At 72.1% G+C, this 26,684-nt stretch carries 24 protein-coding genes and 1 riboswitch; of the genes, 11 read left to right on the top strand and 13 right to left on the bottom strand.

Annotated elements, in window-relative coordinates; all coding sequences use genetic code 11:
- Window positions 1-12: 12 nt before the first annotated feature.
- Window positions 13-1,404, top strand: coding sequence for a hypothetical protein (locus tag ACBR40_RS25045; protein WP_371250316.1), 1,392 nt, complete (start codon window positions 13-15; stop codon window positions 1,402-1,404).
- An 8-nt stretch (window positions 1,405-1,412) separates the two neighbouring features.
- Here the strand turns inward: ACBR40_RS25045 and ACBR40_RS25040 are convergent, their stop codons facing one another.
- The 6 genes from ACBR40_RS25040 to ACBR40_RS25015 all read right to left on the bottom strand — a co-directional run bounded on the left by ACBR40_RS25040 (window position 1,413) and on the right by ACBR40_RS25015 (window position 8,579).
- Entirely contained in the window at window positions 1,413-4,418 is a 3,006-nt protein-coding gene (locus tag ACBR40_RS25040; protein WP_371250315.1) for an FtsX-like permease family protein, read from the bottom strand.
- On the bottom strand, window positions 4,415-5,224 hold the full coding sequence (locus tag ACBR40_RS25035) for an ABC transporter ATP-binding protein (protein ID WP_371250314.1): 810 nt from the start codon (window positions 5,222-5,224) through the stop codon (window positions 4,415-4,417). The genes ACBR40_RS25040 and ACBR40_RS25035 overlap by 4 nt, the downstream gene beginning before the upstream one ends.
- Window positions 5,221-5,886 carry an ATP-binding cassette domain-containing protein gene (locus ACBR40_RS25030; protein WP_344214643.1) on the bottom strand — a complete coding sequence of 222 codons (666 nt, stop codon included), beginning with the start codon at window positions 5,884-5,886 and terminating at the stop codon, window positions 5,221-5,223. The genes ACBR40_RS25035 and ACBR40_RS25030 overlap by 4 nt, the downstream gene beginning before the upstream one ends.
- 274 nt (window positions 5,887-6,160) lie before the next feature.
- Entirely contained in the window at window positions 6,161-7,861 is a 1,701-nt protein-coding gene (locus ACBR40_RS25025; protein ID WP_371250313.1) for a PH domain-containing protein, read from the bottom strand.
- Window positions 7,858-8,349, bottom strand: a complete 492-nt coding sequence (locus ACBR40_RS25020; protein WP_344214647.1) for a PH domain-containing protein — start codon at window positions 8,347-8,349, stop codon at window positions 7,858-7,860. The genes ACBR40_RS25025 and ACBR40_RS25020 overlap by 4 nt, the downstream gene beginning before the upstream one ends.
- Entirely contained in the window at window positions 8,346-8,579 is a 234-nt protein-coding gene (locus tag ACBR40_RS25015) for a hypothetical protein (protein ID WP_371250312.1), read from the bottom strand. Before ACBR40_RS25015 ends, ACBR40_RS25020 begins: the two co-directional genes overlap by 4 nt.
- Window positions 8,580-8,690: 111 nt before the next feature.
- Between ACBR40_RS25015 and ACBR40_RS25010 the strand changes: the two genes are divergently transcribed.
- Entirely contained in the window at window positions 8,691-10,031 is a 1,341-nt protein-coding gene (locus tag ACBR40_RS25010) for a sensor histidine kinase (protein ID WP_371250311.1), read from the top strand.
- A complete protein-coding gene (locus tag ACBR40_RS25005) occupies window positions 10,028-10,675 on the top strand; it encodes a response regulator transcription factor (RefSeq protein ID WP_344214652.1) in 648 nt (215 codons plus the stop codon). Before ACBR40_RS25010 ends, ACBR40_RS25005 begins: the two co-directional genes overlap by 4 nt.
- A gap of 18 nt (window positions 10,676-10,693) precedes the next feature.
- On the opposite strand, the gene ACBR40_RS25000 is transcribed toward ACBR40_RS25005, so the two are convergent.
- Window positions 10,694-11,755 (bottom strand): phosphotransferase family protein, encoded by a 1,062-nt coding sequence (locus ACBR40_RS25000; RefSeq protein ID WP_371250310.1) that lies wholly within the window; start codon window positions 11,753-11,755, stop codon window positions 10,694-10,696.
- 144 nt (window positions 11,756-11,899) lie between these two features.
- Here ACBR40_RS25000 and ACBR40_RS24995 point away from each other — a divergent pair, with 144 nt between their 5' ends.
- From ACBR40_RS24995 to ACBR40_RS24970, 6 genes are all read left to right on the top strand, one after another.
- Window positions 11,900-13,222, top strand: coding sequence for an NYN domain-containing protein (locus ACBR40_RS24995; RefSeq protein WP_371250309.1), 1,323 nt, complete (start codon window positions 11,900-11,902; stop codon window positions 13,220-13,222).
- Between the two features lie 140 nt (window positions 13,223-13,362).
- On the top strand, window positions 13,363-14,289 hold the full coding sequence (locus tag ACBR40_RS24990) for an NlpC/P60 family protein (RefSeq protein WP_371250308.1): 927 nt from the start codon (window positions 13,363-13,365) through the stop codon (window positions 14,287-14,289).
- Between the two features lie 319 nt (window positions 14,290-14,608).
- Window positions 14,609-14,774: riboswitch (cyclic di-AMP (ydaO/yuaA leader) on the top strand.
- A 73-nt stretch (window positions 14,775-14,847) separates the two neighbouring features.
- Entirely contained in the window at window positions 14,848-15,384 is a 537-nt protein-coding gene (locus tag ACBR40_RS24985) for a C40 family peptidase (protein WP_364445656.1), read from the top strand.
- A 94-nt stretch (window positions 15,385-15,478) separates the two neighbouring features.
- Entirely contained in the window at window positions 15,479-16,324 is an 846-nt protein-coding gene (locus ACBR40_RS24980; protein WP_371250307.1) for a hypothetical protein, read from the top strand.
- Between the two features lie 45 nt (window positions 16,325-16,369).
- Window positions 16,370-17,833: a M48 family metallopeptidase gene (locus ACBR40_RS24975; RefSeq protein WP_371250306.1), complete on the top strand. Its 1,464-nt coding sequence runs from the start codon at window positions 16,370-16,372 to the stop codon at window positions 17,831-17,833.
- Window positions 17,830-18,942: a glycosyltransferase family 4 protein gene (locus tag ACBR40_RS24970; RefSeq protein WP_371250305.1), complete on the top strand. Its 1,113-nt coding sequence runs from the start codon at window positions 17,830-17,832 to the stop codon at window positions 18,940-18,942. Before ACBR40_RS24975 ends, ACBR40_RS24970 begins: the two co-directional genes overlap by 4 nt.
- A 4-nt stretch (window positions 18,943-18,946) precedes the next feature.
- On the opposite strand, the gene ACBR40_RS24965 is transcribed toward ACBR40_RS24970, so the two are convergent.
- From ACBR40_RS24965 to ACBR40_RS24940, 6 genes are all read right to left on the bottom strand, one after another.
- Complete coding sequence (locus ACBR40_RS24965) at window positions 18,947-19,813, bottom strand: carbohydrate ABC transporter permease (RefSeq protein ID WP_344214667.1); 867 nt, start codon at window positions 19,811-19,813, stop codon at window positions 18,947-18,949.
- On the bottom strand, window positions 19,810-20,685 hold the full coding sequence (locus ACBR40_RS24960; protein WP_344214669.1) for a sugar ABC transporter permease: 876 nt from the start codon (window positions 20,683-20,685) through the stop codon (window positions 19,810-19,812). The genes ACBR40_RS24965 and ACBR40_RS24960 overlap by 4 nt, the downstream gene beginning before the upstream one ends.
- The gene (locus ACBR40_RS24955; protein ID WP_344214671.1) at window positions 20,685-21,971 is read right to left on the bottom strand and encodes an ABC transporter substrate-binding protein; all 1,287 of its coding nucleotides are present in this window, start codon (window positions 21,969-21,971) and stop codon (window positions 20,685-20,687) included. The genes ACBR40_RS24960 and ACBR40_RS24955 overlap by 1 nt, the downstream gene beginning before the upstream one ends.
- Before the next feature lie 194 nt (window positions 21,972-22,165).
- On the bottom strand, window positions 22,166-22,540 hold the full coding sequence (locus tag ACBR40_RS24950) for a hypothetical protein (protein ID WP_344214673.1): 375 nt from the start codon (window positions 22,538-22,540) through the stop codon (window positions 22,166-22,168).
- A gap of 190 nt (window positions 22,541-22,730) precedes the next feature.
- Window positions 22,731-23,354 carry a DUF6461 domain-containing protein gene (locus tag ACBR40_RS24945; protein ID WP_371250304.1) on the bottom strand — a complete coding sequence of 208 codons (624 nt, stop codon included), beginning with the start codon at window positions 23,352-23,354 and terminating at the stop codon, window positions 22,731-22,733.
- A 216-nt stretch (window positions 23,355-23,570) separates the two neighbouring features.
- Entirely contained in the window at window positions 23,571-25,319 is a 1,749-nt protein-coding gene (locus ACBR40_RS24940; RefSeq protein WP_371250303.1) for a long-chain fatty acid--CoA ligase, read from the bottom strand.
- Window positions 25,320-25,457: 138 nt separating this feature from the next.
- On the opposite strand from ACBR40_RS24940, the gene ACBR40_RS24935 reads away from it, so the two are divergent.
- Together ACBR40_RS24935 and ACBR40_RS24930 are read left to right on the top strand one after the other, a co-directional pair.
- The gene (locus ACBR40_RS24935; RefSeq protein WP_344214679.1) at window positions 25,458-26,225 is read left to right on the top strand and encodes a metallophosphoesterase; all 768 of its coding nucleotides are present in this window, start codon (window positions 25,458-25,460) and stop codon (window positions 26,223-26,225) included.
- A gap of 21 nt (window positions 26,226-26,246) precedes the next feature.
- Complete coding sequence (locus tag ACBR40_RS24930; protein WP_344214681.1) at window positions 26,247-26,684, top strand: SRPBCC family protein; 438 nt, start codon at window positions 26,247-26,249, stop codon at window positions 26,682-26,684.

Below are 26,684 nucleotides of genomic sequence, written 5' to 3'. Positions count from 1 at the left end.
TGGTTGATGCCGGTGTTGGCCGCAGGCGTGGTGGTGCTGGTGGCGGCCGGGGGCGTGGGCGTGTTCGTGCTCACCTCCGGCGACGCACCCGCGGGCTCGGGGGACGCCGATGGCCGGCCGGCGGCGTCCTCGTCGGCCTCCGCCGCCTCCGGCGCGAAGGGCCCGGACGTGTGCGGCATGCTCCCCAAGGAGGAGGCCGACCGCCTGGTGCCCGGCGCGACCGTCGCCAAGTCCTCCCGCGACGGAGAGTTCACCGTCGACTTCGGCTGCAACTGGGTCAACCGCCGCATCTCGTTCGGCGAGTACTGGCGCAGCAGGGAGATCGACGTCAAGATCGCCCAATACCGCGGCGAGGGCGCCAAGACCGGCCGCAGCCAGGCCCAGAACGCCTACGAGGCGGAGTACCGCGGCGGCAAGTACGCCGCCACCGCCAAGCCGTCCCTGGACCCCGGCGAGAAGGAGTACATCTCCCCGATCAAGGACATCCCCGGCGTCGGCGAAGGCGCGTTCGCCCAGTACACGTGGCGGCGCGACAAGCTCCTGTGGTACTCGTTCGGCACCGCGAACGCCCGCGTCGGCGACTTCACCATCAAGGTGAAGTTCCAGGCCGACCAGCAGAAGAAGGACGCCCAGATCCTGTCGAGCGAGACCCGGCAGTCGATCACCGAGGCGAACGCGCTGCGCGAGGTCAGCGGCCTGGTCGCGTACTTCGCCAAGGGTGTGGCGGCCTGGCAGGCGAAGAACCCGAACGTGCCGGCCAAGGCCGACGAGCCCGCCGTCACCTCCTCGCCCAGCCCGAAGCCGTCTGCCTCGCCGACCGTGCTGGCCGCGTTCCCCGCGTTCTGCACGGCCGTCGGCGCGAAGGCCACCGAGCTGGTGCCGAGCCCCACGACGCGGGTGCGCGGACTGGAGGAGGGCGGCGACAGCCAGACCGAGTGCCGCTGGCTCAACCTGGACCTGCCGGGCGACGACGCGGACACGAAGAAGATCCGCAGCGTGCTGATCACCGTGCACCGTTTCAGCGACCGTACCGGCCAGGCCGACGAGAGCGGCGCCAAGTCCTACTACGCCACCCAGCGCGGCGGCGACAAGAACATGGCGGGCGCGTCCATGGGCGGCATCACCTGGGGCGAACTGGTCGACCGCAAGGACCTGGGCGACCAGGCGTACCAGCAGTTCGTGCAGACCAGGCACAGCGACGTGGCGGCCTCCAGCGGCTCGGTGCTCATGCGCAAGGGCGCGGTGGTCGTACGCGTCGACTACTCCGGCCACCAGCGGCCGAAGGACGCGGCGACGAACTCGCCGAAGGTCCGGCTCATGTCCGAGAAGGAGGCCATGGGCGGGGTGCTGTCGATGGCCAGGGCGTTCATGGCAGAGATGACCAGACAGCCGATCGGGAGCTGAGGCGGCGTTCAGGCGGGGGCGTCGCGCAGGCGTTCGACCCGTACGCCGCGCAGCAGCAGCTCCGCCACCACCGCCGCGGCCACCAGGCTGAGCAGCAGCGCGGCGCCCACGACGAGCGCGACGGGCGCCGCCGCCACGTGGTGCGGCAGCGGCGGCGTCACCGGCGCCACGGCGAACTGCGGGATGCGGCCGAGCGCCGCCCAGGCCGCGAGCAGCCCGGCCGCCAGCCCGGCGAACGTGCCCGCGGCCACCGTGATCACCTGTTCCAGCAGCAGCGCGATCCGCAACGCCGCCACCCTGGCGCCCGCCGCTTCCAGCGCGGCCAGCTCGTAGCCGCGTCTCCTGGCCGCCGTGTGCAGGGCGAGCACGGTCCGCCCGAGCGCGAGCGCGGCGGCGGCGAGCGCGGAGACCAGCAGCAGCAACAGCGCCAGCCCCGGCCCCTGCCCGGCGAAGGACGCGGTCAGCTCCGTCACGGTCCGCCGCGACACCACCGACAGCCCCTGGCGTTCCAGCTCGCGTTCCAGCGCGGCGGTGTCGGACAGCCGGGTCCACACCTGGTGGACGCCCTTCTCGTGCACGCCGTACGCGATCCGGTCGGCCTGCTCCAGATCCATGACGACGCCCGCGTCGGTCAGGCCGGGCCCGGCGGCCGAGGTGACGGCGGCGCGCACCGGCGTGGCGTAGCCGCTGTCCAGGCCCGGCACCGCCTTCCTGCCGACCGGTCCGACGGAGACGGCGGCGGGCTCCGGCGCGTACGTGTCGGGGCGCAGCGTCTGGTTGCCGGTGTCGGTGACGACGAACGAGCCGTCGCGCGCGTCGGGGTCCTCGTCCACCCGCCACGCGGGCAGCTCCAGCGACCGCCATTGGCCCTGGTCGCGTACGGCCATTCCGGCGACGGTCACCCGTACGAACGCGGACTGGGCGTACTCGGGCGGCGGCACCGGCTCCCCGCGGAAGGCGCGCAGCTCGCACGCCGCGCGGGCGCAGGCGGGCGGCAGGTTCCAGGCGCGCGTCCCCGACGTGCCGGACAGCTCGCCGAGCGGGAGCTGCGCGGGCCGCAGCGTGCCCGGCACGCGGAACACCGCCGACAGCCGGATCCGCCAGCCCTCCGGCGGCGGATCGTGGCGGAGCCGGACGCGGAACCGGTCGCCGCGCACCCACACGCGCGGCGTACGCGGCCCCTCCAGCGCCGTGGCGGCCTGCTCCAGCGACGTGCCCCCGGCCAGCTCGGGACGCCAGGCCGCGCCGATCGCGGCCAGCCGCGCCGGGTCGGTGGCGACCAGCTGCGGCGGCCCCGGCACCGTGATCACGGGCGCGGCGGTCCGGCCGCCGGGGTCGGCGGCGGCCACGGCGGCGATCAGCTCGCGCGGCTCGACCGGCCGCACGGTGATCGCGGTGGCCGCCCCGTTGTGGAACCTGGCCGTCTCCGCGTAGTCGCCCGACGTGGCGCTCCACGCCGACACCGCGAACGTGGCCAGCCCGAACGCGGCCCCCAGCACCACCACGCTGCCCGCCGTGACCGGCCCCCGCGCCACCTGCCGCAGCGCCAGGAACGGCCCGAGCCCGCCCCGCCTGCGGGTCACCGCGAACAGCCGCCGGGTGAGCACCGGCAGCGCCCGACCGGCCAGCAGCGCCACGCCGAGCGCGATCAGCCCCGGCACCGCCATCGCGCTCGAACCGCGTCCCGAGACGTCGGTGAGCACGCCGGCGGCCAGCAGCTCGACCAGCCCCAGCGCGGTGATCGCCAGGACCACGGCGTCCAGCACCCAGCCGCGCGCCGAGCGGCGCGGGGTGCGCCGCCACTCCTCGGTGACCGGCCGGGTGGCCACCCGCCAGGCGACCGGCCCGGCGGCCAGCAGCCCGCCCAGCATGGCCGCCACCCCGGCCAGCGCGGCCGTGAGCGGGAAGGCCACGGGGATGCCGGGCGGCAGCAGCGCGCGGATCATCGCGCCCGCGGCGACGTGCCCGGCGAACAGCCCGAGCGGCACCGCGGCGGCCAGCAGCAGCAGCGGCTCGGCCAGCGCGAACAGCCACACACGCGTCCGGCGCAGGCCGCGCAGCCGGGCCAGCGCGATCTCCGGCCCGCGGGCGCGTACGAGGTCGCCGACGGTCTGGAAGAGCAGCATCCAGCCGAGCGCGACGAGCTGGGCGATCACCAGGAGCGTCGGGACGCCGAGCGCGTCGGCGTTGGCGGTCATGACCTTGAGCGTGTCGGCCAGCCGGGAGTAGACGATGACCCGGCTGTCGCGGCCCGCCGCCTCGGCCGCGGCCTGCATGGCGCTCAGCCGGTCGAGGTCGGCGCCGTCGAGGCGGGCGGGGTCGATGCCGATGACCGCGTAGTCGGTCCAGCCGCCCGGCGCGTCGGCGGAGCCGACGGTGACGCCGGAGCTGACGATGTACGTGTCGAGCCGCGTCTCCGGCACCGTGAACAGGGCGTCGGCCTTGTCCGAGCTCGGCTCGCCGGTGGGGGAGAACAGCGTCCGGCCGAACCAGAACGGGTCGGCCGCCGAGCCGGGCCGGTAGAGCCCGACCACGGTCAGCGGCGCTGACTCGCGCCCCGTGGTGCCGGAGCCGGTCTGCATGACCGTCGTCAGCTCGACGATCTCGCCCACCTCGAACCCGGTCGCCTGGCTCGCCATCACCTCGCCGCCGGCGCGCGGGCAGCGGCCCTCGGCGAGCGTCAGGTGCGCGCACTGCCCGTCCTGCCACACCAGCGAGAACGCCCGTTCGTCGTCGCGCCGGCCGCTGGTGAGCTCCAGGCCGTAGATCGGCTTGGTGGTGAAGTCCGCGCCCGCCGTGAACGCCGCCACCTTGGCCTCGATGTCGCCCTCGGTGGTGGTGTAGCGCCAGCCGCGGCCCTCGACCGGGGCCGCCGCGAGCGCCTCCCGGGCGATGGTGGTGCGGGCGGCGGCGGCGTAGATCGGCCCGACGGCCGCCGAGGCGATCGGGACGATCGCGATGAGCAGCACGACCAGAGAGAGCGTGCGGCGTTCCCAGAGACCGCGCAGGATCACGGTTCGGCCCTCCGCAGCGCGATGCCGTCCTCCAGCTCCTCGATCCTGGCCATGGAGCCGGGCGGCAGCAGATGGTGGTATTCGGGCGGCACCTGCACGGCGCCCTCCCTGCCGACGACCACGAAGTCCTCGCCGCGCCGGCCCTCCGCCCCGACCCGGCCGTCCCTGATCGTCACCGTACGGTCCAGCGCCTCGCCCACGGCCGGATCATGGGTGACCACGACGGCGGTCGTGCCCTCACCGGCGGCGTCACGGACGAGCTCGATCACCCGCCGCCCGGACTCCTCGTCGAGCTGGCTGGTGGGCTCGTCGGCGAGCAGCAGCCTGGGGGCATTGGCCAGCGCCACGGCCAGCGCGAGGCGCTGCTGCTCACCGCCCGACATCCGGCCCGCCGGGCGGTCGGCCGCGTCCGCCAGGCCGACCCGGGCCAGCAGCTCGCGCGCCCGCCGCCGGTCCCGGCGTACGGCGCGCTGGGCGAAGGCGATGTTCTGGGCGGCGGACAGGTGGCCGATGAGGTTGCGCGCCGGGTTCTGCAGCACCATGCCGATGTGCGTGGCCCGCAGCCGGTCCAGCCTGCGCTGGTCGAGCCGGCCGAGGTCCGCGCCGTCCAGCCACAGGCGGCCCGCGCTCGGCCGCAGCAGCCCGGCCAGCAGCCACAGCAGGGTCGACTTGCCCGCGCCTGACGGCCCGAGCAGCGCGACCGTCTCGCCCGCGCCGATGGTCAGGTCGACGTCGCGGAGCGCGACGACCTCGACGTCCTGCGCCCGGTAGATCTGTACGACGCCGTCGCACCTGACGAGGCTCACCGGCCCCTCCTCGCCCGCCTGGAGGCGGCCAGCGACCGCAGCTCGATCACCCGGTCGCAGCGCTCGGCCACCTCCGGGTCGTGGGTGGCCAGCACCACCGTGGTGCCCTGCGCCGCAATGGCGAGCAGCTCGTCCAGGACGAGGGCGCGGTGCGTGGCGTCCTGCTCGGCCGTGGGCTCGTCGGCCAGCAGCACCCGGGGCCGCAGCGCCAGCGCCCGCGCCACCGCCACCCGCTGCTGCTGGCCTCCGGACAGCTCCTCGACCAGGTGGTCGGCGAACCGCGCCACCCGCAGCCGGTCCAGCGCCTCCGCCGCCAGCCGCATCGCCTCGCGCGGGGGCCGGCCCGCCGCCCGCAGCGCGACCTCGACGTTCTCGGCCGCCGTGAGCAGGCTCAGCAGCCCGTACGACTGGAAGACCAGCGCCAGCCCGGCGCGCAGCTCCGGCTGCTCGTCCAAGGGGACGCCGCCGGCCAGCACCCGGCCCGCGGCGGGCGGCAGCAGCCCGGCCAGCGTGGTGAGCAGCGTCGTCTTCCCGGAGCCTGACGGACCCATGAGCGCCACGCGCTCGCCCGGCTCGAACTCCAGGGTGAGATCCTCGATGATCGTACGCCCGCCGGCCCGGCAGCTCAGTGTGCGGCAGGCGAGCGCGGGTCCTGGCGACACCCGCGGATCATCTCTTGACCAGTGATCTCCGTCAACGGTTAATACGGCTGCAACTCGGTTGCAAGTGGGCCAAATACCGTTATGTCTGCAAGCACTTGAGCCGCGGGACCTGATTTGTCCAACACAGGGGCATGGACAAAACAACGAGGTCACGCGGCTCTCCCTTTTCTCCCGCGGTACGGGCTCGCGCGGCGGCTTGCTGTGCCGGCTCACCTGGGCTCGGTGCCGGCCCACTTGGCGCTCGACCCGTCAACCGGTCCGGCGGCCCGCTTGTTCACCCATCCGCCGGCCTGCTCGGTGGCCCGTCTGCCGGCCTTACCAGGAACGGCTCCAGCAGGTCCGGGGCCGCCCGCGCGGCAAGCTCCAGCCCGTCGCCGCGGCCCACGTCCAGGACCTCGTAGTGGCCGTCACCCGCGGCGGTGGTGGCCGAGACCGTCACCAGGCCGGCCCGCCGCTGGAAGAACGATTCGGTGATCGTCCAGCCCGAGATGCCCGCCCGCTCCAGCGCGACCGTACGCCGGACCACCGCTCCGTGGCGGGTCACCAGATGCCGCCCGGCGAGGGCGTGCCCGAGACTCCGCGCCCCCGTCACGGCGCCCCACCAAGCCACTGGCGCCGCCACCGCCGGCACCGCCCACACCCAGGCCCGCATCCAGGGCTGCGGCCACGGCACCCACCAGGACACCACCCCTGCGACGGCGGCGAGCACCACCACGACCACGACCGCGCGCACGACCCGCCGCCGCTGTGCCGCGGGCGGATGCCGTACCAGTCCGGCCCCCGCATCCGTGCCGGCGTTCCCCCTCGCGATGGCGTCGGCCAGGCGCCAGGCCAGAGGGCGAGGAAGTGGTGGGGTGAGCGCGCCGACGTCCTCGCTCTCGCTGTCGGCGGCCTTGCCGAGTCCGGTGGCGATCGCCTTGACGCGCGCCCCGCCGCCCAGCCGGAGCAGCAGCGGTTCGCTGACCTCCACCCCGCGCAGCCGCCGCTCCTCCAGCGTCAGCGAGCGGGTGGTGAGCAGGCCGCGTCGCAGCCGGAGCCGTCCCGGCTCGCGATCCAGCCGGTAGCGCCCCCACGACTCGGCGAACAGCAGCACCGCCCCGAGCGCTCCCACGGTGACGTTGGCGGTGAGCAGCAGAACGACGGCGGGCAGCGGATGATCGCTCACCCAGTCCCACACCGGCCCGGCCGCCTGTTCGGCCAGGTCCTCCAGTCCCAGCCGTTCCGCCGCCTGGTAGGCCACGCCCAGCACCGCCGCCGCCCCGGCGAAGGTCCACACCGTCAGCGGCGCGTACCGGACCCACGACCACCGCAGCTCGGCCAGCGGCGCGTCGCGATCCACCCCGTCGCCGGACTGCTCGTCCGCCGCCGCGCCGCGCAGCAGCGTACGGCGCAGCGTCTCGGCGTCGTGCCTGGTCAGCGGGTCCAGCGTCAGCTCGTCGCCGTCGGTCACGCGCTCGCCGGTGCCGACCTTGACCACGGTCAGCCCCAGCAGCCGCAGCACCGGGTCGGCCCGCAGGTCCACGCTCCGCACCCGGTCGCGCGGGATCGCGCGGGCGCGCCGCACCGCGATGCCGGAGCGCAGCTCCAGCCGCTCGCCGGTCAGCCGCCAGCGCGTGGACCTGAGCCGGGCCACGTCGTACGCCGCCACGCCTCCCACGATGAGCACCGCCGCCGCCGCGCACGCCGTGACCAGCCCCCAGGTCGGCCACCCGGCGCCGGTGAACAGGCGCACCAGCCCGATGACGGCGGGCGCCACGAGCGCCAGCGACTTCACCGCCGACGCCACGACCGACCGCCCGGCCGGCGCCCGCCAGCCGCCTTCCTCCGCCGACCGCCCTGCCTCGGCGGCCGTGCCTCCAGTCGCCGTGTGCGCGTGGGCGTCGTCCCCAGCGTGGCCGGTCGCCATCTGCGCTTTGGTCTCGTACGCGGAGTGCTCTGGGGGCAGTTGCCTCCTGGGCCGGTCCGGGGCGGTCATGTCGCGTCTCCGGGAGTGGCTTGGGTGCGGGCGGTCAGGCGTTCGGCCAGGTCGGCGGCGAGCTGGTGGTCGAGAGCCGCGATGGTGATCGCGCCCGCCGACGAGGCCGTGGTCACCGTCACGTCGGCCAGCCCGAACAACCGCTGCACCGGCCCCCGCGCGGTGTCGATCCGCTGGATGCGTGACATGGGTGCCACCTGCCAGGTGTGCGTCAGCCATCCCTTGCGCGTGTAGACGGCGTCGTCGGTGACCTCCCACCGCTCGACCCGGTAGTACGCCCGTGGCGCGGCGACCGCCAGCGCCAGGCAGCCCGCCCCGAACGCCGCCACGACGAGCCCCAGCCACACCGGCCGGTCGGTGAACGTCCAGTAGGCCCAGCCCGCCGCCGCGGCCACCGGCACCATGAGGATCAGCCACTGCACCGTCCACCACGCGACCGCTCGCGGATCGGCCCGGTTGCGCGGCGGGCGTATCGACGTCCCTGTCACCTGCCCTCCTCCTCCTGCGTACGTGACACCGTGTCCGCGAGGGCGAGCAGCACGAAGCCGAGCACGCCGATCACGATGGCCGCGAACACCTCGTGCCCCCGCAGGAACCCCAGATGATTGGCCACGAGCAGCCGCTCGGTCCACGGCCACAGGCCGAGCAGCGAGTTGCCCAGGCCGGCCACGCCCTGGAGGAGCAGCAGCCAGCCGAGCACCGTCAGCACCGTTTTCACGGGACCAAGGCTCGCCCGCCGGCCGCCCGGCCCGCATCGTCCGCAGGTCTCGCACGGCATCGACTTTGGTCGCTATCGGTGCGACCTCGGCAGGGCCTAACCTCGATGAACGTGAGCGACGTGCGGGTGGAGGACGGGCCGGTGCCCGAGTACCGATGGGTGCTGCCCTCGGTGCTGCTCGGCGACGGCAACGAGGGCCGACCGGTGCGCCGCTCCACCCGCGACTGGATCGTGGACATCGCGATCTTCCTGGTCGCCTGTGGCATCACGCTGCTCAGCCTGCCCGAGGTGCAGGACGAGCCGGAGCCGCTCCTGCTCACCGAGCAGATCGTGGGCGCGCTGTCGTGCGTGTCGGTGTGGCTGCGCCGCCGCTGGCCGGTGGGTCTCGCGCTGGTCATGCTGGTGCTCTCGACCTTCCTGGAGCTGGCCGGCGGTGCGGGGCTGGTGGCGCTGTTCACCGTGGCGGTGCACCGGCCGTTCAAGGTCTCCGGGCCGATCATGCTGCTCCACCTCCTGACGATCCCGCCGTACATGTGGATCAGGCCGCAGGACGACATGGAGCCGCTGGAGTGGGGCGTCCTGCTGTCGGCCCTGCTGCTGACCGTCTGCGCCTGGGGCATCGTGGTGCGGGCCAGGCGCCAGCTCATCTGGTCGCTGCGCCAGCGCGCCGCGAGCGCCGCCGAGGAGGCCAAACGGCTCGAACGCGAGCGCATCGCCAGGGAGATGCACGACGTGCTCGCCCACCGCATCTCCATGCTCAGCCTGCACGCCGGCGCGCTGGAGTTCCGGCCGGACGCGCCCGCCGCGGACATCGCCCGTGCGGCCGGGGCGATCCGGACCAACGCCCACCTCGCCCTGCAGGACCTGCGCCAGGTGATCGGCGTGCTGCGCCATCCCGGCTCCGAGGGCGGCGACGACCAGGTGCCCGACCGGCCGCAGCCCACGCTCGCCGACCTGCCGTCCCTGGTCGAGGAGTGCCGCCAGGCCGGCATGGACGTACGGCTGGAGCAGCGGGCGGGCGACGCGCCGGACGGGCTGGGCCGCAACGTCTACCGCATCGTGCAGGAGGCGCTCACCAACGCGCGCAAGCACGCCGCCGGGCAGCCGGTCACCGTGACCGTTGCCGGTGCCCCGGGCTCGGAGCTGTCGGCGGAGGTCCGCAACCCGCTCGGCGCCCGCCATCTCCCTCGCATCCCGGGGGCGCGGGCAGGGCTCATCGGGCTGGCCGAACGGGCGGAGCTGGCCGGCGGCCGGTTGGAGCACGGCCCGACGCCGGAGGGGGAGTTCGTGGTGCGCGTCCGGCTGCCATGGCCAGAAGAGCCGGCGGGGGAGACGGCAGGTCGGGCGACGGAAAAGGCGGCGGCGGGGGAGACGGCAGGTCGAGCGGTGGAAGAGACGGCGGCGGGGGCGGCCGGGCACGTGGAGGGGGAGAGGGCGGGGGAGAGGCATTGATCAAGGTGCTCGTGGTCGACGACGACGCGATGGTGCGTGCCGGTCTGTCGATGATCCTGGGTGGCGCAGGTGACATCGCCATCGTGGGCGAGGCCGCGGACGGGGCGGAGGTGCCGCCGCTGGTCGCCGAGCACCGGCCGGACGTGGTGCTCATGGACATCCGCATGCCGGCCGTGGACGGCCTCACCGCCACCGAGGCGCTGCGGGCGACGGCGGCGCCGCCCGAGGTGGTGGTGCTGACCACGTTCCACGCCGACGCGCAGGTGCTGCGGGCGTTGCGGGCGGGGGCGGCCGGGTTCCTGCTCAAGGACATCGCCCCCGCCGACCTGGTGCAGGCGATCAGGAAGGTCGCGGCGGGCGAGCCGATCCTGTCGCCCGCCGTGACGCGGCAGCTCATCACGCACGTCTCCGACGGCGGCGCGGGGGAGCGCACCGCACGGGCCCGGCGGCTGCTCGCCCGGCTCAGCGAGCGCGAACGGGAGGTGGCGATGGCCGTGGGGCAGGGCCGTTCCAACGCCGAGATCGCGAGCGAGCTGTACATGAGCGTGCCCACGGTCAAGGCGCACGTCTCGCGCATCCTCACCAAGCTGGCACTCAACAACCGGGTCCAGGTGGCGCTGCTGGTCTACGACGCGGCGGCCTGACCCGGCCGGCGGGCCGGGTCAGGTGGTGAGGAGTTGTTCGATCGTCGCCCGGTGCAGGACGAGGTCGTCGGGGTCGTCCGGGTCGGGCTGCTCGCCGAAGTGGACCCTGCGCTGCCAGATCCTGGCCATGATGATGCCGTGGCGCAGGGCCGCGTACATCTCGTAGAAACCCATGTCGCGCGGCTCGTGGCCGGTCAGTTCGCGGTAGGTGCGGCAGACGTCCTCGGCGCGCATGAAGGCCGGCATGCCGGGCAGGCCCATGGCGACGGTGAGGTCCTGGAAGAAACGGTGCAGGAAGATCATCCAGGAGAGGTCCAGCTCGCGCGGCCCCACTGCGGCCATCTCCCAGTCGAGCACCGCGACCGGCACGAAGTCCCTGAACATCAGGTTGCCGATGCGGGCGTCGCCCCAGAGCAGCACGTCCGGGCCGGGCTGTTCCGGCCAGTGCGCCTCCAGCCAGGCGAAGGCCCGTTCCAGCAGCGGGATGGGACGTTTGCCGTGCGCCCACCGGTAGTAGGCGTACTGGGCGTCCACGTGCGCGCGCAGGCCCGGCGGCCCGAAAAGGGCCAGCTCGTCCGGGGTGAACGGGGTCCGGTGCAGCGCGGCCACGACGCCCACGCTGGCCTCCTGCAGCCGGCGCTGGTCCTCGGGGGCGGCCTCGCACAGCCAGCCGCCGAACGTGTACGGCAGCACGTCCGGCGGCACCAGCCCCTCGGCCCGCTCCATGACGAAGAACGGGGAGCCGAGCGGCGCGGGGTCCGGCTCGAACCAGAGCGTCCTGGGCGCTGGAATCCCAGCTTTTTCCCTGGCCAAACGCATGATCTCGAACTGCGACCGCAGATCGTAGTCGGGAAAGACCGGAACCGCTTCTCCCGCAGGTGCCAGCCGTGCCACGCAGCGCGTACGCCGCCCCTCCCAGGTCGCGGTGAAGAACAGGGTCTCGCTCGACATGCCGTTGTCGGTGGGGCGCTCCAGCTCCGACACGGAGGCGTCCCCGCCGACCCTGCCGCGCAGCCACGCGGCCACCTGCTCACGGAGTTCGTGGAGGTCACGGGTGGAAGTACGCATCTGCTCCGTCACGGTCGGCCTCCCGGGTGCACACCTGCCGTTCACCTGTCGTACACCCCCGACCAAGCGCTCGTCCATACACAGGCGGCCGTTACGGTCAGGTACGCGGCAGCCGTACCCTTGTCTGAAAGGGCATGTCACGAAGGGACAAGTGGGATGAGTTCAGCGGGTGAAGGCTTGTCTCGCCCGCTCCCCGAGCAGGTACGGCTCAACGTCGTGGACCTGGCGGCCACCGTTCTCGGGACACTGCCCGCTGTCTCCATCCCGCCGCCGCTGCGCGGGATCGCCAAGTTCGAGGCGCGCAAGAGGGCCAAACTGGGCAGCGCGCCCATCGCCGCGCAGCTGGAGAACGACAAGAAGTTCCGCGAGCTGGTCGCCGAGTCGGTGGCCGCCGGCTGGCCCGAGCTGGTCGCCTCGCTGGCCGACGGCCAGATCCCGCCCGCGGCCGACCCCGTGCTGGTGGCCGCGGCCGCCTACCTCACCCGGCCCCCCGGCTGGGAGGAGATGATCGAGCTCGCCCGGAGCGATCTCCAGCAGTCCGCCGCGGCGGCCGAGGGCTCCGAGCGCGAGGAGGTGGTCTCCCGGCTGCGCGAGCAGCTCGCGGCGCAGAAGAGCGCCGCCAAGGAGGAGGCCGACCGGCTGCGCGAGCAGCTCAAGGCCGCCCGCGCCGAGAACTCCGACCTGCGGCGCAAGCTCCACGACGCCCGCGAGCGGGCCAAGGCCGCGCTCGCCAGGACCGAGGAGATGGAGCGCGTGGCCGAGGAGGCCCGCACCGCCGCCGTGGCCGCGGGCAGCGCGGGCGAGTCCGAGCTGCGGCGGCTGCGCGAGCGGCTGGCCGACGTCGAGAAGCAGCTGGAAGCCTCGCGCCGGGCCGCCCGCGAGGGCCGCAGCCTGGAGGACGCCCGCATCCGGGTGCTGCTCGACGCCCTGCAGGACGCCTCGGCCGGGCTGCGCAGGGAGCTCGGCCTGCCGGCCACCATCAGCCGGCCCGCCGACTCGGTCGCGGCCCACCCCGGTGAGCGGCCGGGCGTGCGCGGCGTGCCCGCGCGGGCGCTGGCCGACGACGACCCGCAGCTGCTCGACCAGCTCCTCGCGATCCCGCAGATCCACCTCATCATCGACGGCTACAACGTCACCAAGACCGGCTACGGCACGCTCACCCTGGCCGACCAGCGCAACCGCCTCATGACCAACCTCGGCGGGCTGGCCGCGCAGACCAGGGTCGAGGTGACCGTCGTCTTCGACGGGGCCGAGCTCAACGCCCCCGTGCAGGTCGTCGCGCCGCGCGGGGTGCGGGTGCTCTTCAGCGACCCCGGGGAGATCGCCGACGACCTCATCCGGCAGCTCGTCCGGGTCGAGCCGCCGGGGCGGGCCATCGCCGTCGTGTCCTCCGACCGCGAGGTGGCCGAATCGGTGCGGCGGATGGGAGCCAGACCGGTTCCGTCTGCTCTGCTGTTGCGCCGGCTTGGTCGCGCCTAGATTACGAATTTAAGGTTTTACCCGTTGAGGTGAGACCTCACCCGCCACTTCTGTACTATTCGCCCCAGATGTTTACCCTGGGAGGCGACGCAGTGAGGTTTGGCCGGGTACCGGTGGCCGCGGGGATCGCGTTCGGACTGGTGCTTACCCCCACCGGGGCCGCGATCGCCGATCCCAAGCCGACGCTCGCTCAGGCCAAGGCCAAGCTGGAGAAGCTCAACGACAAGGCGGACAAGGTCGTCGACCGCTACAACACGGCCACGGAGCGGTACAAGAAGGCGAAGTCCAGCTACACGGACCTCGACAACAGCTACAAGCGCAAGCTGGCCACCGTCGCCGACCTGCGCGCCCAGGTGATCAGCATGGCCGTCGACAGCTACCAGCTCGGCGGCGACGTCACGTCCCTGCCGGGCTTCCTCGGCGCCGACAACCCCGACGACTTCCTCGCCCGCCTCGCGCTGACCGGCCAGATCTCCAAGGAACGGGCCGAGAAGCTGAGCGCCTTCGACCGGGAGAACCGCGGGCTCAAGACCGAGCGGGACAAGGCCGAGAAGGCCCTGGAGGCGGCCGACAAGGAGCGCGACGGGGTCCAGAAGGAACGCGCGGAGATCCTCAAGCTCATCGCCCAGCAGAAGAAGCTGCTGGAGAAGCTGAACGCCTACAACCCGGGCAACCCCAACAGCACCGGCATGAAGTACACCGGCTCCGCGTCGGGCAACGCGGCCTCGGTGCTGCGCTTCGCCTACGCGCAGATCGGCAAGCCGTACGTGTTCGGCGGGACCGGGCCGGGCGGCTACGACTGCTCCGGCCTGACGCAGGCGGCCTGGCGGGCCGCGGGGGTCTCGCTGCCGCGTACGACGTGGCAGCAGTGGGCCTGGGGGGCGAACCGCCGGGTGAGCCTGGACGCGCTGCAGCCCGGGGACCTCATCTTCAGCGAGGGACTGGGGCACGTCAGTATCTACGCGGGCAACGGGCAGATCGTTCACGCGCCGCAGACGGGCGACGTCGTGAAGGTCGTCAAGCTGTCGGCCTACGGGCGGCGGCTCGTGGGCGCCATCCGTCCCTGAGGCCCGTCCGTACGTCCTCCCGCGCCGGCGGCGCGGTGCCCTGTTATCGCAGTGAAAACTGTGACGAAAGTGACAAATCGCCCCTTACTGGGCCCTGTCCCGAGAAGTGTGAGTATGGTCACATTCCGGTAACGGAGGCCGGTCGCCGAGCAGGAGTTTCGATCCTGACTCGGTCCCTTGTCTGATCTTGACAAGCCGCCGTCCGCTTTGCCGATTCGTGAGGTGTCGGCGTAGCTTCTGGCGTCGCGGTGACACGCCATGTCGCCCGCAGAATCCGCCGGTCGCCTCCCGTGCATCCCCATGAGAAAAACCTCGACGGGGCGGCGACCTGCCGAATCCGTGCAGCCAGGAGGCACGGAGCCGGGGAACCACCGATCCCCCTCCCTAGGGGATCAGGGGTGAATCGGCGCTGTTCGCACGCGCCGTAGGGCTACTTCCAGGCCCGAATCCGTCAGCTAACCCGGTAGGCGTTCGTGGAAGTCTCAAGGAGAAATCCTGTCTACCTCCCCGCTTAACCCCCGTCTGTCCCGTCTTGCCCTGAGTGGCGCGGCGCTCACCATGACCGTGACGGCCGGAGGTGTGGTCCTCCACGCCCCGGCGGCTCAGGCGGCGACCACGAGCGACGCGGCCACGACCTCCACGACCTCGGTGCAGACCAGCACGAAGTCGTCGAAGTCCGCCAAGGCCGTCAAGACCGCCAGGTCGGCCAAGGCACGCAAGGTCGCTCGGCAGCAGGCGAAGGCTCACCGGGCCGTCGCCGTGGCCAAGAACCAGATCGGGGACCCGTACCGCTACGGCGGCACCGGCCCCGGCTCGTTCGACTGCTCCGGACTCGTCCAGTACGCCTGGAAGAAGGCCGGAATCAGGCTCCCGCGCGTGGCGAGCAGCCAGTTCGCCCGCACCCGGACGAAGGTCTCCTGGAAGAAGCTCAAGCCAGGCGACCTGATGTTCTTCAACGGGCTCGGCCACGTAGGCATGTACGTCGGCAAGGGCAAGATGATCCACTCGCCCAGGACCGGCGAACGGGTACGTATCGACAAGCTGAGCGGATGGCGCAAATCGTCGTTCGTCGGCGCGGTCCGTCCCGGTATGTGACCACAGCCCCGCCCCGATCCCCGTACGGGATCGGGCGGGGCTGTCGCCTTTTCCCACCCCGGGCACCCGTCCGGCCCGGCTACCATCGGGCATCGTGTCCGACCAGGTGAGCCGACGCCGACGAGCCGCCCCGGCGGCTCTCCTCCTCCTGGTGCCGCTCCTCGCGTTCATCCCGGTCGCGAGCGCGCCGATCGCGGCCGCTCCCGCGCCGCCCGCGGGCGCGCGCGGACTGTGGCCGGGGGAGTCCGTCACCGTCCGTGGGACACGGTCCATGATCATCGCCCCGGCCACGCCCACCTCGTCCGTGTCGCTGGCCGAGCTGGCGCACCTGGCCGACACGGCCGCGCTCCGCGTCGGAACGGTCCTCGGCGAGCCCGTACGCCCCCTCGTGGTCGTCCCCGCCTCCGCCGCCGAGGCGGCCCGCCTGGCCGGGACCGGCCCGATCGAGGGCCTCGCCGCGCTCGCCGACGGCGACCGGGTGCTCGTCGTCCCCGAGGTCTTCGCCCGCCTCAACCCCACCGGCAGGGACGTCGTCCTGGCGCACGAGCTCACCCACGTCGCCGCCAGCACCGACCGCCTCCCCATCTGGCTGTACGAGGGTTTCGCCGACTACGTCGGCTACCGCGACTCGGGACTGCCCGTACGGACGGCCGCCGCCGAACTGGCGGACGAGGTGCGCGCGGGACGCCTGCCCGCCGCACTGCCCGGCCCCGCCGCCTTCGCCGCCGACGGGAGCGACCCGGCGCGGCTCGCACGGGCTTACCAGGAGGCCTGGCTGGCGTGTCGCTTCCTCGCCGACCGCTTCGGCGAGGGGACTCTGGTACGCCTCTACCGTGAGGCCCGGGTGGACGGCGCCGACCGGGCACTCGCCGGGCTCGGGCTCTCCACGGCCACGCTGACGGCCCGCTGGCGCGCGTACGTGCGCGAACAGCTCGCGTGAGAGCGTGAGGGCGTGAGGGCGTGAGGGCGTGAGAGGGGGAGGCAGATGAGCGAACGCCGGCAGCCGGACGGCGCCAAGCCCGCCGGCGACGGCGGCGATCGGGCTGTGAGCGGCGCGCCCGCTTATGAAGGCGGTGATCAGGCCGTGAGCGGCGCGCCCGCTTATGAAGGCGGCGATCGGGCTGTGAGCGGCGCGCCCGCCTATGAAGGCGGCGATCGGGCCGTGAGCGGCGCGCCTGCCTACGACGGCCAGCAGGAGGGCGGCGAGGTCCGCCTGCGCCGCCAGGCCGCGCTCGCGCTGGCCGTCCTCGCCGCCCTCGTCCTGGCCGTGGCCGCCCTCACCACCCCCTGGCAGGCGCTGCTGACCGCAGGGGAGCCGCCCGGCCCGGCCCGCGACTTCACCGCCGCCCAGCTCGCCCGCTCCCAGGCGTTCGACGCCGCGACGAGCCTGCCGAGCTACCTCTCCCTGGCCCTGACGGTCCTCGTCGCGGGCCTCCTGGTCGCCACCCCGCTCGGCGCGCGGGCGACCGGGTGGCTGCGCGGCCCGTGGTGGCTGCGGACGATCCTGGGCGTGGCGGTGATCGCCGCGGCCACGCTGGCGCTCCGCTGGCCCCTCGGCATGTGGTTCGAGACCGTCCTGCGCGAGTACGGCCTGTCCACCCAGTCCTGGCCGTCCTGGAGCGGCGACCGGCTGAAGAACGCGGCCGTCGAGGCGTTCCTGCTCGCCCTGACCGTCACGGCGCTGGTGGCGCTGGCGCGCCGGTTCCGCCGCTGGTGGATCCCGGCGGCCGCGGGCGCGTTCGCCCTCACGGTGGCGGCCTCGTTCGTCTATCCCGTGGTGTTCGAGCCGATGTTCAACGACTTCACCCCCATGCGCGAGGGCCCGCTGCGTACGAGCCTGCTGGCGATGGCCGAGCGGGACGGCGTGCCGGTGGAGGACGTGCTGGTCGCCGACGCCTCACGCCGTACGACGGCGCTCAACGCCTACGTCTCCGGCTTCGGCGCCACCCGCCGCGTCGTCGTCTACGACACGTTGCTGCGCGCCCCGGAGGCGGAGGTGGAGCTGGTGGTCGCGCACGAGCTGGGCCACGCGAAGCACGACGACGTCCTCCACGGCACGCTCCTCGCCGGCCTGGGCGCGGCGCTGGGCGCCGTCCTGCTGTTCCTGATCTTCGACCTGGTACGCCGCCGCGCCGCCGTCCCCTCGATCGCCGACCCGCGCGCGGCCGGGGCGCTGATGGGCCTGATGAGCCTCGGCACCCTCCTCCTCGGCCCCGTCCAGAACGTGGTCAGCCGGCAGGTGGAGGCGCGGGCCGACCTGCACGCGCTGGAGTTGACGAGAGACCCGGAGACGTTCGTGGCCATGCAGAAACGCCTCGCCCTTTCCAACATTTCCGACTTGTCGCCCGATGCGGTGGAATATGTCCTCTATGCCTCCCATCCCTCCGGCCCCGAACGCATCGCCATGGCCCGCGCCTGGGCGCGACTGAACGGCGTCAACGCGCCGTGACCCACTCCGCCACAGATCCGGACACCAGGGTGGTCGTCGTCACGAACGACTTCCCGCCGCGGCCGGGCGGGATCCAGTCGTTCGTGCACGGGCTCGCGCTGCGCACGCCGGGCGTCGCGGTCTACGCCCCCGCCTGGCCGGGCTGCGAGGAGTTCGACCGGCGGCAGCCGTACCCCGTCGTACGGCACCCGACGCGGCTCATGCTGCCGACCCCCGACGTGGCGCGCCGGGCCGCTCGGCTGGTGGCCGAGCACGGCGCGCGTACCGTCGTCTTCGGCGCGGCGGCGCCCCTCGGCCTGCTCGCGCCGCACCTGCGCCGGGCCGGCGCGCGGCGCGTGGTGATGCTCACCCACGGCCACGAGGCGTCGTGGGCGAGCGCGCCGGGCTTCCGCGCCGTGCTGCGCAGGATCGGCGCGCACGCGGACGTGGTGACCTACCTCGGCGACTACACCCGCCGCCGGCTGGAGGCCGCGATCGCGCCCGGCAAGCTCGTCCGGCTGGCCCCCGGTGTGGACGCCGGGCAGTTCCGCCCCGGCCTGCCCGGGGCCGCCGTGCCGGGGCTCGCGGGCCGTCCCGTGGTGGTCTGCGTGTCGCGGCTGGTGCCGCGCAAGGGCCAGGACCGGCTCATCGCGGCCTGGCCCCGGGTGCTGCGGGCGGTGCCGGACGCCGTCCTGCTGCTGGTGGGCGGCGGGCCGTACCGGAGAAGGTTGGAGCGGCTGGCGGGCGGGCACCCCTCCATCCGCTTCACCGGCACCGTCCCGGCCGCGGACCTGCCGGGCTACTACGCGGCGGCCGACGTGTTCGCGATGCCGTGCCGTACCCGCTGGAACGGCGTGGACGTGGAAGGGCTCGGCATCGTGTTCCTGGAGGCGTCCGCGACGGGGCTGCCCGTGGTGGCCGGGGCGTCCGGGGGCGCGCCCGACGCCGTACGCCCCGGCGAGACCGGCTTGGTCGTGGACGGCGAGAACCCCGCCGAGATCGCCCAGGCCGTCGCCGAACTGCTCACCGATCCCGACAAGGCGCGCAAGATGGGAGTCAACGGCCGCGAGTGGATCACGCGGGAGTGGACGTGGGAGCAGGTGGCGGCCCGCTTCCACGCCCTCCTCTGACGGATCACCCCTTGGTCGCGCCCAGCGTCAGCCCGGCCACGAACTGCTTGTGCAGGAGCTGGAAGACGATCAGCGTCGGCAGCGCCACCAGCACCGAGCCGGCCGCCAGCAGGTTGTAGTCGGTGAAGAACTGGCCGCGCAGGTTGTTCAGCGCCGAGGTGACGGGCAGCTTGTCGCCCGACGACATCAGCACCAGCGCCCACAGGAAGTCGTTGTACATCCAGGTGAACTGCAGCGTGGCCAGCGCCGCCAGCACCGGCCGGCACAGCGGCATGGTCAGCCGCCAGTACCGTTTCCACACGCTCGCACCGTCCACCAGCGCCGCCTCGGTGATCTCCTCCGGGATCGTGCGCATGAAGTTCGCCATGACGAACACGCAGAAGCCGAACTGGAACGCCACGTGGACGAGGATCAGCCCGAGGTAGGAGTCGTACAGCGACTGCGAGTCCGACAGCCACGCGGGCAGCGGGACCATCGTGTAGAGCGTGTAGAGCGGCGTGATGAGCGCCTGCGGCGGCAGCAGGTTGCCCGCCGTGAACACGATCAGCAGCGTCCGGCGGCCGGGGATGCGCACCCGCGCGATCGCGAACGCCGTGAACGACGCCAGCAGCAGCGTGAGCACCAGGGCCGGGATCACGATGATCAACGTGTTGAGGTAGTAGCGGGGCAGCTCGGCCTGGCTCCACGCCTCACCGTAGTAGTCGAGCGTCAGCCGCTCCGGCAGCGAGAAGTAGCCCAGGCGGGCCGTCTCGTCGTACGGGCGCAGCGACGCGTACACCGCCAGCGCCAGCGGCAGCAGCCAGCCCAGCGCCACCAGCCCGAGGAAGACGTGCAGGAGGACGCGCAGCGGCCGCACCCGCGCGGCCGTCACCGCTCCTCCCCCCGGAACAGCTGCGACAGGTACGTCACGATGAACCCCAGCGAGATGACCAGCAGGATCACCGCGATCGCCGAGCCGAACCCGATCCGGCTGGCCTCGCCCACGATGTTCTCGGTGACCAGCACCGACAGCAGCTCCAATCCGTTCCTGCCCTTGTTGATGGCGTAGACGATGTCAAAGGCCCGCAGCGCCTCGATCACCGTGATCACCAACACGATCACGTTGACCGGCCGGAGCGTCGGGAACACCACGCGGAAGAACGCCTGGCGCTCGTTCGCCCCGTCGATGGCCGCCGCCTCCTTCAGCGCCGGATCGACCGCCTTCAGCCCCGCCAGATAGATGATCATGACGTAGCCGACGTGCCGCCAGCCCGCCGCGACCATGACGACCCAGATGTTGACCGCCCGGTCGCCGAGCCAGTCCACGTGCAGGCCGCTGACCGCGTTCAGCACGCCGTAGTCGGAGGAGAAGACGAGCTGGGCGATGAAGCCAACGACGGCCAGCGACAGCACGACCGGCATGTAGAGCGCGCTCTGGTAGACGCGCGACATCCGCAGCCGCCGGTCCAGCAGCACCGCGCAGAACAGCCCGAACGGCGTGGCGACCAGCCCGAGGAAGGCCAGCCACAACACGTTGTTGCGGACGGCCGACCAGAACGGCGGGTACGTCCCGGCCAGATCCTCGTAGTTCCGGCCGCCGATCCACTCGATCGGGCCGATGCCGTTCCAGTCGGTGGCCGACAGGCCGACGCTGGCCAGCGTGGGCCCCCAGACGAGGCCCACGTTGACGACGATGGCCACCCCCAGCCCGGCGACCAGGACGGTCACGTCGCGGGCGGAGTAGCGACGGGTCTTCGCGCTCATCAGCGGAAGATGGTGGCCTTCTGCTTCTCGATGCTCGCCAGCAGCGGATCGATCTCGTCCGGTTTGCCGACGAACGACTGCAACGAGGGGATCATGACCGTGGAGGCGAAGTCCGGCCGCGTGTCGCGGTCGAGGAACTGGGCGATGTGCTTGGCCTGCGACACGAGCTCCGCGCCGCGCTTCTGCAGCGCGCTGTAGCCGGAGGTGTCGGCCTTGGAGTTGGAGGCGAGGGTGCCCGGGTCGAGGCCCGTGGCGATGTTCTGGGACGAGGCCTGGGCGAGCTGCTTGATCAGCGCCTTGGCGCCGTCCACGTTCTTGGCCTTGGCCGAGACCATGTAGCCGTCGATGGGGGCGTCGATGGAGTCGGTGCCGTAGGCCGGGTTGATCTCGGGGAAGGTGAAGAAGTCGAGGTCGTCGCGGTCGGCCTCGGGGAACTGCTGGGCGACGAACATCCCGAGCAGGTACATCCCGGTCTTCTTCTGCGCCAGCGACTGCGCGGCCTCCTGCCAGGTGCGGCCCAGCGCCGCCGGCTGGTGGTACTCCATCAGCCCCCGCCAGGTGTCGAACACCTGCCGGACCTTCGGGTCGGTCCACGACTGCTTGCCCTGCATGAGCTGGATGTGGAAGTCGTAGCCGTTCGTCCGCATGTTGAGGATGTCGAACGTGCCCATGGCCGGCCAGCCGTCCTTGTCGGCGAACGCGATCGGGATCAGCCCGTCGGCCTTCATCTTCCCGGCCAGCGCGGTGAGCTCGTCCAGCGTCTTGGGCGGCTGGTAGCCCTTCTCCTCCCAGACGCTCTTGCGGTAGAAGACGGCCCACGGGTAGTAGGTGGACGGCACGAAGTACTGCTTGCCGTCCACGCCGGTCGACTGGTCCTTGAACGCCTGCGTGAAGTCGCCGCCGATGTCGCGCCACACGTCGGAGATGTCCAGGGCGAGGCCCTGCTCGGCGAAGAACTGCATGCGGTAACCGGCGAACCAGGTGAACACGTCGTCCGGCGTGCCGCGCAGGTAGCGGTTGATGTTCTCCTGGAACGTGTTGTGGTCGACGGTGTTGACCTTGACCGCGCCCTGCGTGAACGCCTTGATCTGGGCCTCCAGCGACTTCTTCGGCACCTCGTCGGAGGCGTTGGAGCCCAGGGTGACGGTGCCGAGGCCGCCGGAGGACGAGCCGCCGGGAGCGGGGGAGGGGCTGCCGGATCCGCAACCGGCGAGAATGGCCGGGACGCCGAACGCGGCGGCGCCGAGGAACAGAGAACGACGGGTTAACGGCGGCCGATGGTCCATGTGAGGTCCTCCTACCCGAACCTTCAGATTCCCCCGACTTCGCGCACTTTCATACATCGAAAAGCCAACATTTCCCACTTGTCAAAGCACGATTTCATGACAAAGCCCCCACATCGCAGCTCGGGTCCGGCCGTACGCACACGAAAGGGCGGGCCCGCTCACCGCGAACCCGCCCTTCGAGACGCCCCTGTGGATCAGGCGGCTTCCAGCCTCCGCTGAATGCCGACCAGCACGCCCAGCATCTCCTGCTGCGTCTCCTGCACCACCCCGAGCCGGCTCTCGACCGCGCCGAGCCGGCTGTCCACCGTGTCGAGCCGGCTGTTCACCGCGTCGAACTTGCCCTCGAACTTGGCGTCCATGACCTTGATGCGCGAATCGAGGATCTGGAGCTGGGCGTCGACCGACGAGAACCTGAGCTCGACCTTGGCGTCGAGGCTCTTGAGCCGCCTGCCGACCCCGTTGATGCGCTCGGTGAGGTCCTGCGCCAGCTCGCGCTGATCCGCCCGGATCTGAATGAGCTCGTTCTCCAGAGCCGTGGTGAACGCGGGGCCTGCTTCCTTGATGTCCATGCTGTTCTCCCTTACCGTGAGGTAAGGGACCGGGGATGGTACAGATTCCCGGTCCCGTTTTCTTTGCCGCAAGAATACCCCGGAAGGGACGGCGAGAAAGCCGGAATCGAAAGAAGATTCCCCTGGTCAGACGGCATATAGCCGATTAAATCGGAATTTGAGTGCCGCCGTCAGGTGCCCGCTCTCCGGCTCACCTCGATCCAGGAACGACTCCACACAGGTAGGTGGATTCCTCCAGCAAGCGCGGCGTCATCGTGATCCCGGTGAGGCGCTCGGCCAGGAGGAACGCCGGTCCTACGTGGGGGCCGGCGACCGCGTGGCCGGCGGAGTCGATCCGCTCCAGGATCTCTGCGAGTTCGTCCGGCTTCTCCTCTGAGTAGCTTTCATGGGGCCTGAACATGAACTCGATCTTCCCGTCCTTGATCCAGTGGGAATAACCTTCCTCGTGCGCGAACTCGAACCGGATCTTCCCGTCGTCGATCCAGTAGAAGTAGTCCATGTCATCCACGTCGAGGTAGAAGTGGGAGACGAGACGGGTGCCCGCCGACAGCGGCATGATGATCTCTTCGGTGACGCCGAGCCCGCTGCAGGCCTCGACGAGGAGCACCCAATCTCCGACGGCGACGGCTCCGAAGGTCTGCCGCCGGATCAGCCCATCAAGCGTCACGCGGGAGCAGTCCTCAACCCGGACGCCGAGTCGGGTCACCACTTCCTCAGGCGTCAGGCCGCGGACGTAGGTGAAGCAGTAGGCGTCCGCCAGGCCGGGAAAGCGCTCGGGGGAGAACCAGGAGTAGTCGTCAGGAGTCGCGATCATCTCGTCATGCTCGCAGCACCCACCGACACGACAAGCGCCATTTCAGCAGAGCGGACTGCCAGGCCAGTGCTGCGGCGAGTCCGGTCGCATCCGCCTGGACGACCCTCGGCAGCCCTCCGGCCCCGGCCATCTCCAGGGTGACCGACCGCCGGCCTCATCATGCCCGCCGGCCCGGCGAGCTCGACCAGCGTCAGATCACGCAATGCCGGGGCCGGATCAGTGCCCGCCGTACAGCTCCTCGACCTGCCCGGCGAAATCACGCATGACGAGGTTGCGCTTGACCTTGAGCGTCGGCGTCAGGTGCCCGCTCTCCTCGGTGATGTCCTGCTCCAGGATCGCGAACTTCTTGATCTGCTCGGCCTTCGACACCGACTGGTTCGCCCGGTCCACCGCGGCCTGCACCTCGGCCAGCACCTCGGGGTCGGTGCGCAGCTCGGCGACCGTCCGCCCGGCGGGCACCGCCTCCGGGTCCAGGGTCACGAGGGCGGCCACGAAGGGACGGCCGTCGCCGACGACCATCGCCTGGGAGATCAGCGGATGGGCCCGCAGCAGGTCCTCCAGCGGCCCCGGCGCGACGTTCTTGCCGGCCGCCGTCACCAGGATCTCCTTCTTGCGCCCGGTGATCCGCAGGTAGCCGTCGTCGTCCAGCTCGCCCACGTCGCCCGTGCGGTAAAAGCCGTCGGCGTCGAGGGCCTCGGCGGTCGCCGCCTCGTTCTTCCAGTAGCCGGCGAAGACGTTGCGCCCCTTGGCCAGCACCTCGCCGTCGTCGCCGATGCGCAGCGTGACGCCGGGCAGCGGCTTGCCCACGGTGCCGATCTTGTTGGCGCCCGGGATGTTGACCGAGCACGGCGCGGAGGTCTCGGTGAGGCCGTAGCCCTCGAAGACCTCGATGCCGACGCCCTTGAAGAAGTGGCCGAGCCGCTCGCCCAGCGCCGACCCGCCCGACACGGCGGCGGTCAGCCGCCCGCCGGTCGCGGCCCGCAGCTTGGAGTAGACGAGTCGGTCGAAGACGGCCTTGCGCAGCCGCAGCCCGAGCGGCGCGCCCCCGGCGCTCTCGGCCCGGCTCCAGGCCACCGCCACCTCGACGGCGCTGGCGAAGATCTTGCCCTTGCCGCCCGCGATGGCCTTCTGCTCGGCCCCGTTGTAGACCTTCTCGAACACGCGCGGCACGCCCAGCAGGAACGTCGGCCGGAAGTCCTGCAGGTCGGGGGCGACGTTCTTCATGTTGGGGGTGTGCGCCATGATCGCGCCCGCCTCGACGAGCACCACCTGGATCATCCGCGCGAAGATGTGCGCCAGCGGCAGGAACAGCAGCGCGGCCGGCTCCTTGCGGGAGAACAGCGGCTCCAGCGGCCCCCGCAGCACGTTGAGCGCGGTGAACAGCAGGTTGTCGTGCGTGATCCGGCAGCCCTTGGGCCGGCCCGTGGTGCCGGAGGTGTAGACGATCGTGGCGAGGTCGGCGGCGCAGACGCGGCCGCGCCGCTCGTCCACCTCGGAGGCGGGCACGTCGGCGCCGAGCGGCGGCGCGTCGACGCGCCAGACGGACTTCAGCTCGGGCGCGGCCTCGCGCACCGTCTCCTCGTGCGCGTCCAGCTCCACGAACGCGGCCTTGGCCTCGCTGTCGGAGAGGATCCAGCGCACCTGGTCGGCCGAGGAGGTCTCGTAGATCGGCACCGTGACCGCGCCGATCGACCAGATCGCGTAGTCGACGAGCGTCCACTCGTAGCGGGTGCGGGACATCAGCGCCACCCGGTCGCCGTGCTCCACGCCGGCCGAGATCAGCCCGCGGGCCACCGCCACGACCTGGTCGCGGAACTCCGACGCGGTGACCGCGGGCCACCCCGCGTCGGTCTTGCGGCGCATGACGACGACGCCGGGCTCCTGCTCGGCCCGCCGGAAGACCGTGTCGGCCAGGCTGGCCGAGGCAGGCACGTCGACCAGGATCGGGACGCTGTACTCGCGCACGGATCAACTCCTCTTCGAAGGACGCCTGGACGTTATCGCGTTAAGTTACGCGCCGGTAGCCTCGCAGGTCACGTCGTCATGGAGGCGTTATGAAGGGCATTCATCACGCTAGCAGCCACCGCTCGTAAGATTCCCCTCATGCGGGTCCATGTGGTGAGCGACGTCCATGGCAGGGCCGATGCCCTCGCCGTCGCCGGGCAGGGCGCCGACGCGCTGATCTGCCTCGGCGACCTGATCCTGTTCATCGACTACGACGACCACGCGCAGGGCATCTTCGCCGACCTGTTCGGCCGCGAGAAAGCCGCCGAGTTCATCGGGCTGCGCACGGCCAAGCGGTTCGACGAGGCCAGGGCCATGTCGGCGGCCCTGTGGGCGACGCTCGACGGCGACCCGCGCGAGCACATCGAGCGCAACGTCCGCGCCCAGTACGCCAGTCTGTTCGCCGCCATGCCCACCCCCGCCTACCTCACCTACGGCAACGTGGACCTGCCCCGCCTGTGGGCCGACTACCTGCGCCCCGGCCACCAGGTGCTCGACGGCCAGAGCGTGGAGATCGGCGGGCTGCGCTTCGGGTTCGTGGGCGGCGGGCTGAAGACGCCCTACCGCACCCCCAACGAGATCAGCGACGAGGAGTACGCCGCCAAGGTCGAGGCGGTCGGCGAGGTGGACGTGCTGTGCTGTCACATCCCGCCCGCCCTGCCCGAGCTGCTCTACGACGTCGTGGCCCGGCGCTTCGAACGCGGCAGCGAGGCCACGCTGGAGGCCATCAGGCGCACCCAGCCCCGCTACGCGCTCTTCGGCCACGTCCACAACCCGCTGCACGCCCGCGCCCGGGTGGGCCGCACCGAATGCGTCAACGTGGGCCATTTCCGGGGGAAGGGCGTTCCCTTCATCCTCGAATGGTGACCTGACCGGTACGGTGTCCTCATGGCTGATCGCACCACTTCGAGCATCACCATCGACGCCGCTCTCGCCGACGTCATGGCGGTCATCGCCGACTTTCCCCGTTACCCGGAGTGGGCCGGGTCGATCAAGAACGCCGAGGTCCTCGGCACGGGTGACGACGGCAGGGCGAGCAAGGTCCGTTTCGTCCTGGACGCCGGCATGATCAGCGACACCTACACCCTCGGCTACACCTGGGACGGCGACGACGGCGTCTCCTGGGAGATCGTCGATCCCGGCAGGATGGTCTCGCAGCTGCGCGGAAGTTACCGCCTCGCCGCCTCGGGCAGTGGCACCGGCGTGACGTACGAGCTGGCCGTCGATCTCAGCGTGCCGATGATCGGCATGATCAAGCGCAAGGCGGAGAAGGTGATCGTGGACACCGCGCTCAAGGGCCTCAAGAAGCGCGTCGAAGGCCGCTGA

The sequence above is a fragment of the Nonomuraea sp. AD125B genome (assembly GCF_041402765.1).
GTDB classification, from domain to species: Bacteria; Actinomycetota; Actinomycetes; order Streptosporangiales; family Streptosporangiaceae; genus Nonomuraea; species Nonomuraea bangladeshensis.
Note: the sequence above shows the minus strand (reverse complement) of the source record. Positions and strands in the feature narration are given on the sequence as shown.